A 12,080-nucleotide genomic window follows, 5' to 3' on the forward strand; every position below is an offset into this window, starting at 1 on the left:
ACTTACTTCCTGTCACCATGAAAAAATTCACCATACTGAGCCTTGTACTGATAATTGCCTTACACTTAAAAGCACAGGATTATACCCCAACGGCCGCTAATTTAAAACAGAGGGCCTGGTTTAATGATGCCCGGTTTGGCTTGTTTATCCACTGGGGGCCTTTTAGTATACCCGGAAGCGGCGAATGGGTAATGAACGAGAGAAAGCTGACCGTTCATAACTATACCAACCTTAAAGATTTTTTCAACCCTGTTGAGTTTAATGCCGCAGCGTGGGTAAGCATGGCAAAAAATTCCGGGATGAAATATATCACGCTAATCACCAGGCACCATGATGGATTTAGCATGTGGGATACCAAATATTCTGATTTCAATATCATGAATACCCCTTATAAAAAAGATATTGTAAAAATGATGGCTGATGAATGCCATAAACAGGGGATACAACTGTATTTATACTATTCCCTGTTAGATTGGCGTAGGGATGATTATCCACATGAAACTGGTCGTACAGGACAAAACTCTGGCCGTACCGGAAAAGGCAATTACGCCAGCTATTTACAGTTTATGAAAAACCAGTTAACCGAACTGTTGACCAATTACGGCGAAATAGGGGGGATCTGGTTCGATGGGCATTGGGATCAGACCGAACCGGAAGGATCGAAAGACAGAACCTCCAGGATTGATTGGAAATACAATGAAATATATGGTTTGATCCACAAGTTGCAGCCGCAATGCATGATTGGGAATAACCACCACCTAACGCCATTTGCAGGCGAAGATTTCCAGATGTTCGAACGTGATCTTCCCGGCGAAAATAAATCTGGCTTAAGTTTTCAGCAAGCATCAGATAAACTACCGCTCGAAACCTGCGAAACCATTTCAAATTCATGGGGCTATAATCTGAGCGACACCTATTATAAATCGGATAAAGAACTGGTTCATATGTTGGTTAAAGCAGCAAGTTTAGGCTCCAATCTTTTACTGAATATTGGTCCGATGCCGAGTGGCAGCATTCAGCCGGAGTTCCGGGATCGTTTGGCGGGTTTGGGTGCCTGGCTTAAAATTTATGGAGAAAGCATTTATGGTACAAAGGCAGGTTTTATAAAACCACAAAGCTGGGGCAGTATTACGCAAACTGACAATAAAATTTATATTCACATTTTAGATGGCAAAACCGCTAAGCTTGATCTGGAAAACGTTCCGGTAAAGAAAATTAAAAAAGCATATTTGCTAAAAGATAAAAGCGGAGTAAATTTTATTTTTAAAAAGTCGAAACTAACTATAAATACGGTCCAAAACACAGATGAACCGGATCGGGTGATTGTTTTGGAGATTGGGTAAAGTAATCGTGATCCTGAACCTGGTCAGGATCTTTTATTAAATTAGTTTTAAGGTTGCCAGGTTTAAATGTTCTGATATGGTAAAATATTACCTTTCAATTTCAGATCAGTCGTTTATTAATTGCGGTCAGCCTGCAATTGAAAGCCTTTTTCTTCCAAAACGGGTTAAAATCCAGGGCTTTTACTTAAATTCTACACTTTTTTGATCCTTTTACGTTAAAATATTTATAAAACGTTTTACTTTTAGTGCGATAATCTATTGCGGGAAATCGTAAGTATATATTCAATTCAGAAAAACCTTATCAATTCTATTTAACAAAAAATGAAGAAAATATTTCTACTTCTCCTATGCTGTATAGCCTTAATTGTGAATGCGCAGCAACGTTACGAGCTTAATTCGGGTTGGGTATGCACCAATATTAAAGATGCAAATGCTTCTGGTTTAGAAATCTCAAAAACAGGTTTTTCGATTAACGGTTGGTTGCCTGCTACAGTTCCAGGAACAGTTTTGACCACTTTGTTGAGCAACAAAAAAATTCCTGATCCATTTTACGGGATGAATAACGAAAAGATTCCTGATGTGTACAAAACAGGCAGCGATTATTATACCTATTGGTTTGTAAAAGATTTTCAGGAGCAGGCAGTGGGTAAAGAACAGGTTTGGCTACAGTTTAGGGGCATCAATTATAAAGCAGAAATTTATCTGAACGGGACAAAGGTTAATCCGAAAACGCAGGTGGGCATGCACCTCAGGGCGCAGTATAACATTACAAAATTGTTATCTCCCAATGGAAAAAACAGGCTTGCTGTAATTGTTTATCCGCCAGATTTTCCGGGAAACCCAAATGGTGGCCAGGGTGGCGACGGAACGATAGCCAAAGGTTTAACCACCCAGTATACTGCAGGTTGGGACTGGATCCAACCCACCCGCGATCGTAATACAGGTATCTGGGATAAGGTAACCATCGAGAAAACCAAAAGCATTAATATTCAAAATCCACAGGTAATCACTTTGGTGCCGGGCAAACGTTTACCGGAAGGCAAACAGGATCCTGCTATGGTTAAAGTTTCGGTTGAAGTTGAAAACCCCACCAATCAGCCTGTTTCAGGGATCTTACAATATCAGATCGCTGGAAAATTGGTTAAACAGCCAGCAACTGTTGCAGCCAATAAAATTACTACGGTTAAACTTCCTGATTTACAAATCGAAAATCCAAAATTGTGGTGGCCAAGCGGATACGGAACACAGCATTTATATGATGTAAAAATTGAATTTGTAACAGCCAATCAGGTATTGGATCAAGAACAGCTTAAAGTGGGTGTCCGCCAGATTGACAACATCTGGAATGAACATACCAGGAGTATGGGCGCTTTTGTAAACGGACAGAAAATTTTTATTAAAGGAGGTAACTGGATCATCAGTGATGCAATGCTCCGTTTTAGCGATGCCCGTTATGATGCAGAAGTACGTTATCATAAAGATATGAACCTCAACCTCATCAGGATCTGGGGTGGAGCAATTCTCGAAAGACCTGAATTTTACAATGCCTGCGATAAATATGGGTTATTGGTTTTTCAGGATTTCTGGTTCAGTGGCGATTGTAACGGCCGCTGGGTAGATCCGATGAAAAAGGAAGACCAATGGACGCGTAGAAATTATCCTGATGATCATCATCTCACCTTAGTTGCTATGGAAGATCAGATCAAGATGATCCGAAATCATGCTTCGCTTGCTTTTTGGTGTGGAGGGAATGAAATTACCCCACCAGAAGATATTTTGGAACCTTTAAAAAATGAGATCCTCCCCCGCTTGGATGGTACCAGAAAGTTTTTCGATTTTTCTAACAGCGATGAAATGTCGTACAATTCCATTGGCGGAAATGGCGACGGGCCCTACGGTATTCAGGATATTAAAACTTTCTGGGGAACGCGAACTTTTCCTTACAACTCTGAAGTAGGTTCGGTAGGGGTGGGAGACTATGCTTCGCTGCTGCGTTTTATCCCAAAAGAAAACCTGATTGCACCGCAATACAAAGCCAAGCCGGATTCGGTATGGGATTATCACAAATATATCTCATATGAGCAATACCTGAATCCGTATGGTAAGCCAAAAAGTGCCGAAGATTTTGCGATGAAAGCTCAATTGGCCAATTATGATCAATACAGGGCTTTGATGGAAGGCTTCTCAAACAAAATGTGGGAATGGTACACGGGTTCCATTATCTGGAAAACGCAAAACCCCTGGACGGCCATGCGCGGGCAGATGTATGATTATTACCTTGATCCGAATGCGTGTTTATATGGCTTAAGGAAAGGAAGTGAGCCTTTGCACATAATGATGAATCCTTTGGATAGCATGGTTACGATTGTAAATAATGGGTTTACTGCCAAAAATAACCTGATGGTGCAGGCAAAAGCTTATGATATGGATGGCAAAGATTATTTTTATTCTCAGGTCTTTAATTCCGTTGGTCCATCTTCAGTAAGAAGACTTTTTCCTATGAATGAGTTTTTAACCAAACTGGATAAAAAAGAAGGGGTGTTTGTTTCGTTAAGGATCTTGGATCAGAAGCAAAATATTTTAAGTGAAAACCTTTATTGGCTGCCCGGAAAAGATGGCGAATATTCCGGTTTAAAGAACATCAAAAAAACACCGTTAAATATTGTGGCCATCAATCAGAAAAATGGAAAAGTAGCGGTTACCTTAAGTAATGCACCGGGAAATCCTGTCGCGTTTTTTAACCGTATTGCTTTAATAGATGGCAATACCGGAGACCGTATATTACCAGCATTTTATGATGATAACTATGTAAGCATTTTACCCGGCGAAAGTAAAACAGTAGTTGTAGAGTATACCGGAAAACAAAGCAATTTGGCAGTTGAGGTGTACGGCTGGAATGTAGAGAAGCAGAAGGTAAATATTCAATAAGTTAGTCGGTATTACAAATTTAAATGGATTGCCTAATTGTTTTTTGGAAATGATGGGTTCTGTTGTCGTGGCGGATGGTAGCCCTGCTATCGCTGCAAGTCCTCGCTGCGCTCCGGGCTTTCCGCTTTATCAGGTTTAGCTACAAGGGGGCGCTGCTCCAGATCGCGAGGGATCCGCGTTAGGGATTGTAAGGGTTCAGTACCGGTCCTTCATCGGTACCGGAGCAAAGCGGAGCCCTGAAAAGCCCGACCTTTGCGCCGCTTAGGGAACGCCCAAATCTGTTAGCAGCTTTCATTCTTATTGTCCTCGTTCGTAACCAGGGGTAGCTGAGAAAGACGATTTTATCGCCACTATTGTTCAACTACATTAAAATGCAAGTCTCCTGGTATTGGCTGCAAATCCAGATCTCATGCTGTCGAGATTACAAATCCCTGCTGACTAGTCCTAAAAAAAGGCGACACTTTACGCATCGCCTCTTTATATAAAATGTTTTACAACCTAACTTACGCCGTGTAACTTTACTTTTAGCCCGTCCATGTTATTGTTTAACTGCAATTGGCAGGCCAAACGCGAGTTGGGTAGCAGATCAGGCAAAGTATCCAGCATGGCATACTCATCGTCTGTCATTTCATTAAGTTTTTCTTCGCCTTCCAGCACATCCACACAGCAGGTGGCACATAAAGCCATTCCGCCACAAGTAGCAAGAATATCATATTCTGATGCTTTTAAAAACTCCATCAGGCTTAAGCCCATGTCTGTCGGTGCAACGTGTTCTGTTACTGAGCCATCCGGCTCCTGCATATATATATTAATGTTGTTTTCCATTTTGCTCTCTTTCTTATCGCAAATATAACAGAAAGCTTAAAATTCTGAAACTCCGTTTACCGTAGTGTATTTCATGGTATATTTCACACCAGGGTTCATGTAAGAATAGGCACTATGGCTCATCAATGCCGCTTCGTGGAAACCACAAAGAATCAATTTTAACTTATTGGTATAAGTGTTGATATCGCCAATGGCGTAAATACCAGGGATATTGGTCGAGTAATCATCAACATTTACTTCAATTGCACTTTTGCTGATGTTTAAATTCCAATCCTCAATCGGGCCTAATTTAGGACTCAAACCAAACAAAGGGATTAAGTGATCGGCTTCCACAACTGTTTTTTCCATGGTGCGGTTCTGAACAATTTCAACCTGCTCCAACTTGTCAGTTCCGTGTACGGCCTGAAGATTGCTGTTTAAAATCAAGTTGATTTTTCCGCTTTCTGCCAATGCCATTACTTTTGCAACTGAATCAGGAGCACCACGGAAACTTTCGCTTCTGTGTACCAAAGTAAGTTCAGAACAAACCTCAGCCAGATAAATGGTCCAGTCTAAAGCAGAATCTCCACCGCCCGCAATCACCATTTTCTGGTCGCGGTATTTCTCCGGATCAAGGATCATGTAGTTTACACCTTTACCATTTTCAAAGTTTTCTAAGTTTTCTACAGCGGGTTTACGTGGCTCAAAACAGCCTAAACCACCGGCAATAACCACAACTTTAGCCTCGATAACAGTACCCATATTGGTGGTTAAGACAAAATCAGCTTCACCACGCTTTTCTAAACCTTCAATACGCTCGCCTAAAGTAAACGTTGGATGGAAAGGTTTAGCCTGCTCCATTAAATTGTCGATAAGTTCCTGAGCCAGTACAGAAGGATAACCAGGGATATCGTAAATCGGTTTTTTAGGGTAAATTTCAGACAGCTGACCACCTACCTGAGGAAGGTAATCAATTAAATGGCAACGCATTTTTAACAAACCGGCTTCAAAAATGGCAAATAAACCAACCGGACCAGCGCCTATTATGGCTATATCAGTAGTGATCATTAAAAAAAATTTGATGCAAAGTTACAAAATAAAGTCTTATCAATCCTGCTATTTAGAAATATTCTAGATAATTTTGCAATCCCATTATATTCAGTATATTATATGTTTAGCGCTTATCTAAAACAAAAGTTTAAGGTTTTTCATGTCATAAAGCAAATTATAATTGGTCTATAGGTTTAGTGGGAATTAACGAATTGCAATAGTTATCGTCATTTCGAGCGGAGTGCAGCGCAGTCGAGAAATCTGCCTCGAGATAGATCTCTCCCCGCCCGTATGGGCAGGTGGGCGCTCCACTTCGTTCCGGTCCAGATGAACGTTTCTTTAAAGTTTGCTATGAAATCCTCCCTATAAGAAAGATTCTTCACTGTCTTCAGAATGACAAAAAAAGGCGCTACCACCTCATTCCCAAATTCTGAAATACAAAGCTCCATACATCGGTTGCTTCTTCAATCAGTTTTGTGGTGGGTTTGCCTGCTCCATGACCTGCATTAGTTTCTATCCGGATTAAAACCGGGTTTTCGCCTTTATATTTTTCCTGTAAAGTAGCCGCAAACTTAAATGAATGTGCCGGTACTACGCGGTCATCATGATCGGCTGTAGTGATCAATGTTGCCGGATAATTCACGCCACTTTTTATATTATGCAACGGCGAATATTTGATCAGGTAATCGAAGTCTTCTTTTTTATCACTGGTGCCGTATTCAACTGCCCATCCCCAGCCAACCGTAAATTTGTGGTAGCGGAGCATATCTAACACGCCTACAGCAGGTAATGCTACTTTAAATAGATCGGGCCGTTGGGTCATACAGGCCCCAACCAGTAAACCGCCATTTGAGCCTCCCGAAATCGCAATCTTCGCAGGATTGGTATATTTTTCTTTTACCAGGTACTCGGCAGCAGCAATAAAATCGTCAAAAACGTTTTGTTTTTTGGCTAACATACCACCTTTGTGCCAGGCTTCGCCATATTCGCTTCCTCCGCGTAAGCTTGGTTGAACGTAGATGCCCCCGCGTTCCAGAAATAACATCCTGGAGAGACTGAATCCCGGCGTTAAACTCACCTGGAAACCACCATATGCATAAAGATAGACCGGATTGTTGCCATCCAGTTTGAGGCCTTTTTTGTGTACGATAAACATGGGAACCTTTGTGCCATCTTTTGAGGGATAAAATACCTGTTTGGTTTCATAATCGTCTGTATCGAATTTCAATTCTGATTTTTTATACAAAATCGATTCAGCCTTCTCTACATTGTAACGGTAAATGGTGCCTGGAGTAGTAAAATTAGAAAAGGTGTAAAAAAATTCCTTATCCTCTTTGTAGCCTCCAAAGCCTCCAACGGTTCCAATTGCCGGTAGTTTAACTTCACCAATTTTCTTGCCGGTTAAATCAAACTGTATAATACTGGTGCTGGCATCTTTTAAATAGGTAGCCCAAAGAAATCCTCCACCGGTTCCGATACCCTCCAAAGCCAGTTTCGATTCAGGGATGATTTTCTGCCAGTTTTTCGGATCTGGCTTTTTTGGATCGACCAAAACCACCTGTTTGTTTTCGGCACCCAGATCGGTATTCACCAACAATTTATCGCTAACATTATCGATCACGCTGTGGTTGTTTTCAAAACCTTTAATCAATAAGTCGATTTTGCTATCCGGTGCTTTTAAATCCTGGTAGTACAGCGCATTGCCCGAAGTACCCGCACTGGCATAAATCACCAAAAAGCGTTCATCTTCTGTAATTGTAGCGCCCAAATATAAATTCGGATTAGTTTTGTCTTCAAAAATCAATTGATCTTTCTGCTGCTGATCGCCCAATTTGTGGAAATACACCTTTTGGAATTTATTGGCCGCAGAAAGATCGGTTCCTTTGGCCGGCTCATCAAATTTACTGTAGTAAAATCCATTACCTTTCCAGGCCGCTCCAGAGAACTTGGTCCACTTTAGCTCATCGCTTAATTTGGTTTTGCTGGCAATATCCATTACATAAATATTGCTCCAGTCTGATCCGGCCTGCGCAACCGAATAGGCCAGATATTTTTTATCGTGAGAGAAACCGAGCAGTGAAACCGCCGCTGTACCATCTTTGGTAAGTGTATTGGGGTCGAGAAAAACCTCTTCTTTGCCGTCCAGCCCTTTTTTAATAAACCAGATACTCTGATTCTGAAGGCCATCATTTTTGGTGAAAAAATAATATTCGCCTACTTTAAAGGGGGCACTTTCTTTGGGGTAGTTCCATAATTCTGTTAAGCGCTTTTTAATGTCGGCACGGTAGGGAATTTGCTCAAGATAGTTTTGAGTGACTTTGTTTTCTGCTGTTACCCAAGCTTTTGTTTCTGCCGAGGTGTCGTTCTCTAACCACCTGTAAGGGTCGGCAATAGTGGTTCCGAAATAATTATCTTTTGTGCTGTCTTTTTGGGTTTCAGGATATTTCATCAATGTTATTTTTTCTGCTGGTTTTTTGCCCTGGTTACAAGCAAAAAGGCTTAGTGCAAATAAGCTTAATAGAATTTGTTTTTTCATCTTTGAATAGATTTATTTACTAATATATGTCTTTTTTCTTTCGGGTTGATTACATAGATTTTTTGATTACTTCGCTTTTAGTGCTTTAGGCTTTTGTCTTTCCGCTTTGGTCTTTTTCCCTTACCTTTGAATATCCATGGCAAAAAATATTTACTTCGCTTCTGATTTCCATCTCGGTACGCCCAGTTATGCTGAAAGCCGTGTCCGCGAAGCGCGGATTGTAGGTTGGTTGAATTTTATTGAGCCAAATTGTAGTGAATTGTTTTTAATGGGCGATATTTTCGATTTCTGGTTCGAATATGCTAAAGTGATTCCCAAGGGATTTATCCGTTTGCAGGGCAAATTGGCTGCCATGGCAGATGCTGGAATAAAAATCTATTTTTTTAAAGGTAACCATGATATGTGGGTGCGCAGTTATTTCACCCGGGAAATCGGCATGGAAATCATCAGCGATGAACTGGTGATTGAACGCGGTGAAAAGAAATTTTACCTGCATCATGGCGATGGCTTGGGCCCGGGAGATCATAAATATAAATTTTTGAGGAAGATTTTTAGAAGTAAACTTTGCCAGTGGTTATTTGCCCGCTTGCATCCAAACCTCGGTATTGGTATTGCAAGTGCATGGAGCCAGGGTAGCAGGGCAGCACAAACGGAAAAGGAAGTTTTTTTAGGAGAAGATAGAGAATGGCTGGCCATTTATGCGAAGGAACAATTACAGAAAGCTCATTTCGATTATTTTATTTTCGGGCACAGACACTTGCCACTCGATATTGATTTAGGTAACGGTAGCCGGTATGTCAATATCGGTGAGTGGCTTAATTATAACTCTTACGGGGTGTTTGATGGGATAGATTTAAAGCTGGAATACTATAAGCCAAAACCATAGTTTTTTTATTTTTGAGAAACGCTATGCCTGTAGTTTTTAGTGTTCTTCGGACTTTTACTGCTCATTTCCAAAACCTCTAAAATAATACTTTCGCCCTTAAGCCATTTACTACTATTTGAGTTGATATTAAGTGGGAATTATACCATCCTTTGTTCCTAAACCCGATAGAACGTAAAGCCCGGAGCGTAGCGAGGACTTGAAGGGATAGCGGGACTGTTGGCCGCCATAGTAGCGGAACTGCTCATTTCCAAAACCTCTAAAATAATACTTTCGCCCTTAAGCCATTTACTACTATTTGAGTTGATATTAAGTGGGAATTATACCATCCTTTGTTCCTAAACCCGATAGAACGTAAAGCCCGGAGCGCAGCGAGGACTTGAAGTGATAGCGGGACTGCTGGCCGCCATAGTAGCGGAACTGCTCATTTCCAAAACCTCTAAATAATGCTTTTAAGTTTAAATCTATTTTTGAAATAAAAACTGATATCTGTTTTAGGAAAGCAATGTCTGTAAATTTTTTAATGTTCGCCGGGCTTTCCGTTATAGTCCCGATGAAAAATCGGGAGCTGCCACTGCAATCCCGTTTATATAGGTAGGTCAGTGCTACTATTTGAGGTTTCATTAAGCCTAAAATCTACCATGTTTCGTTCCTAAACCCGATAAAACGTAAAGCCCGGAGCGCAGCGAGGACTTGAAGGGATAGCGGGGCTGCTGGCCGCCATGGGATCGGAACCGCTCATTTCCAGAAGCTCATAATAATGCTTTTAAGTTTAAATCTATTTTAAAATAAAAACTGATATCTGTTTTAGGAAAGCAATGTCTGTAAATTTTTTAATGTTCGCCGGGCTTTCCGTTATAGTCCCGATGAAAAATCGGGAGCTGCCACTGCAATCCCGTTTATATAGGCAGGTCAGTGCTACTATTTGAGGTTTCATTAAGGCTAAATCTACCATGTTTCGTTCCTAAACCCGATAAAACGTAAAGCCCGGAGCGCAGCGAGGACTTGAAGGGATAGCGGGGCTGCTGGCCGCCATGGCATCAGAACTGCTCATTTCCGAAAACTTAATGATAAAAACTTTCCTTTTTACGTATTACTTTGCTTAATGCCTTTACAATTAACCGATTTTGACCGTTAACCAATTAACCCTCCTCCCTAAACAAACTAATTCATCTTTTTTCCTTATTTTTGCATTTCCTGAATTTTTGGGCCTATGCCAACCATCGGGAATTTCAACAAGAATAAATATGTTAGATAAATTAGAAGCTATAAAGCTGCGTTGGGAAGATGTGGAAGAATCGTTGAGCAATCCGGATGTAATCCAGGATATGAAACGGTTTGCGGCTTTAAATAAAGAATATAAAGACCTGGGCAAAATTGTAGACGAGTACAAAATCTACAAAAATGTGATGAGTAATATTGATGCCAACAAGGAGATTTTAGCTACTGAAAAGGATCCTGAAATGCGCGAAATGGCAAAAGAGGAACTTGATCTGCTCTTGAAACAACAGGAAGAAATGGAAAGCAATATCCGCTTGATGTTAATTCCAAAGGATCCGGAAGATTCTAAAAACGCGGTTTTTGAGATCCGTGGAGGTACTGGTGGAGACGAAGCAGCTTTGTTTGCCGGCGATTTATACCGCATGTACACCCGCTATTTTGAAACCAAAGGCTGGAGTGTTGAAGTGGTTGATGTAACGGAAGGCACAGCGGGTGGTTACAAAGAGGTCATCTTAAAAGTGAGCGGTGAGGATGTTTATGGCCAGTTAAAATACGAAAGTGGTGTACACCGCGTACAGCGTGTGCCCGATACCGAAACTCAGGGCCGTGTACATACTTCAGCTGCGTCTGTAGCAGTTTTACCAGAAGCGGAGGAAATTGATCTTTATATTAACCCTGCCGATATCGAACTGCAGACCTCACGTTCGGGCGGTGCCGGTGGGCAGAATGTAAATAAGGTAGAGACCAAGGTACAGTTAACGCATAAGCCTTCGGGTATTGTAGTGGTGTGCCAGCGTGAGCGTTCACAATTGGGTAACCGTATTATTGCGATGGAAATGTTGCGGAGTAAACTTTATGACATCGAATTGCAGAAAAAGAATGGTGATATTGCTGCTAAACGTAAAACAATGGTTTCAACCGGCGACCGTTCGGCCAAGATCAGAACTTATAACTACCCTCAGGGCCGTGTTACTGAACACCGTATTGGCTTAACGATGTATAACCTGCCAGCTATTATGGATGGCGACATTCAGGAAATTATTGATGCACTTCAGTTTGCTGAAAATGCAGAGAAGATGCAGGAAGGTGCTGTGGGTTAAGGGGTTAAATATTTTTTAAAAAAAAGTTTGCGAATTAAGATATAGTCTCTATATTTGCAACCTCGAAAGAGAGAAGAGGTTCGAACTTTAAAGAAGAACAAAAGGAGTGGTAGTTCAGCTGGTTAGAATGCCTGCCTGTCACGCAGGAGGTCGCGGGTTCGAGTCCCGTCCATTCCGCAACAAAAGCCTTAACTTGCGAAAGTTGAGGCTTTTTT

At 41.2% G+C, this 12,080-nt stretch carries 7 protein-coding genes and 1 tRNA gene; 5 read left to right on the forward strand and 3 right to left on the reverse strand.

Translation table 11 applies throughout. The annotated features are described in order from the left end of the window. Positions 1-17 precede the first annotated feature (17 nt). Positions 18-1,343 carry an alpha-L-fucosidase gene (locus ACK1I8_RS19185; protein ID WP_412466887.1) on the forward strand — a complete coding sequence of 442 codons (1,326 nt, stop codon included), beginning with the start codon at positions 18-20 and terminating at the stop codon, positions 1,341-1,343. A 321-nt stretch (positions 1,344-1,664) separates the two neighbouring features. Beyond that, the gene (locus ACK1I8_RS19190) at positions 1,665-4,271 is read left to right on the forward strand and encodes a glycoside hydrolase family 2 protein (protein ID WP_412466888.1); all 2,607 of its coding nucleotides are present in this window, start codon (positions 1,665-1,667) and stop codon (positions 4,269-4,271) included. 498 nt (positions 4,272-4,769) lie between these two features. Here the strand turns inward: ACK1I8_RS19190 and ACK1I8_RS19195 are convergent, their stop codons facing one another. The 3 genes from ACK1I8_RS19195 to ACK1I8_RS19205 form a co-directional block, all read right to left on the reverse strand. After that, entirely contained in the window at positions 4,770-5,096 is a 327-nt protein-coding gene (locus ACK1I8_RS19195) for a 2Fe-2S iron-sulfur cluster-binding protein (RefSeq protein WP_025141835.1), read from the reverse strand. Positions 5,097-5,132: 36 nt separating this feature from the next. After that, positions 5,133-6,143 (reverse strand): NAD(P)/FAD-dependent oxidoreductase, encoded by a 1,011-nt coding sequence (locus ACK1I8_RS19200; RefSeq protein ID WP_412466889.1) that lies wholly within the window; start codon positions 6,141-6,143, stop codon positions 5,133-5,135. Between the two features lie 391 nt (positions 6,144-6,534). Beyond that, a complete protein-coding gene (locus ACK1I8_RS19205) occupies positions 6,535-8,661 on the reverse strand; it encodes a prolyl oligopeptidase family serine peptidase (RefSeq protein WP_412466890.1) in 2,127 nt (708 codons plus the stop codon). Positions 8,662-8,797: 136 nt separating this feature from the next. Between ACK1I8_RS19205 and ACK1I8_RS19210 the strand changes: the two genes are divergently transcribed. The 3 genes from ACK1I8_RS19210 (at position 8,798) to ACK1I8_RS19220 (ending at position 12,042) form a co-directional block, all read left to right on the forward strand. Beyond that, positions 8,798-9,547 carry a UDP-2,3-diacylglucosamine diphosphatase gene (locus tag ACK1I8_RS19210; RefSeq protein WP_412466891.1) on the forward strand — a complete coding sequence of 250 codons (750 nt, stop codon included), beginning with the start codon at positions 8,798-8,800 and terminating at the stop codon, positions 9,545-9,547. A 1,244-nt stretch (positions 9,548-10,791) separates the two neighbouring features. Then, on the forward strand, positions 10,792-11,865 hold the full coding sequence (gene prfA / locus ACK1I8_RS19215) for a peptide chain release factor 1 (protein ID WP_293785475.1): 1,074 nt from the start codon (positions 10,792-10,794) through the stop codon (positions 11,863-11,865). Between the two features lie 103 nt (positions 11,866-11,968). Further along, positions 11,969-12,042: transfer RNA gene (locus tag ACK1I8_RS19220), tRNA-Asp, on the forward strand. Positions 12,043-12,080 lie beyond the last annotated feature (38 nt).

It is taken from the genome of Pedobacter sp. KLB.chiD (assembly GCF_047040275.1).
Lineage (GTDB): Bacteria > Bacteroidota > Bacteroidia > Sphingobacteriales > Sphingobacteriaceae > Pedobacter.

What these genes read in the sequence shown, in the direction of transcription:
- ACK1I8_RS19185 (WP_412466887.1), top strand. Translation starts at nt 18, where the DNA reads ATGAAAAAATTCACCATACTGAGCCTTGTACTGATAATTGCCTTACAC.
- ACK1I8_RS19190 (WP_412466888.1), top strand. Translation starts at nt 1,665, where the DNA reads ATGAAGAAAATATTTCTACTTCTCCTATGCTGTATAGCCTTAATTGTG.
- ACK1I8_RS19195 (WP_025141835.1), bottom strand. Translation starts at nt 5,096, where the DNA reads ATGGAAAACAACATTAATATATATATGCAGGAGCCGGATGGCTCAGTA.
- ACK1I8_RS19200 (WP_412466889.1), bottom strand. Translation starts at nt 6,143, where the DNA reads ATGATCACTACTGATATAGCCATAATAGGCGCTGGTCCGGTTGGTTTA.
- ACK1I8_RS19205 (WP_412466890.1), bottom strand. Translation starts at nt 8,661, where the DNA reads ATGAAAAAACAAATTCTATTAAGCTTATTTGCACTAAGCCTTTTTGCT.
- ACK1I8_RS19210 (WP_412466891.1), top strand. Translation starts at nt 8,798, where the DNA reads ATGGCAAAAAATATTTACTTCGCTTCTGATTTCCATCTCGGTACGCCC.
- prfA (WP_293785475.1), top strand. Translation starts at nt 10,792, where the DNA reads ATGTTAGATAAATTAGAAGCTATAAAGCTGCGTTGGGAAGATGTGGAA.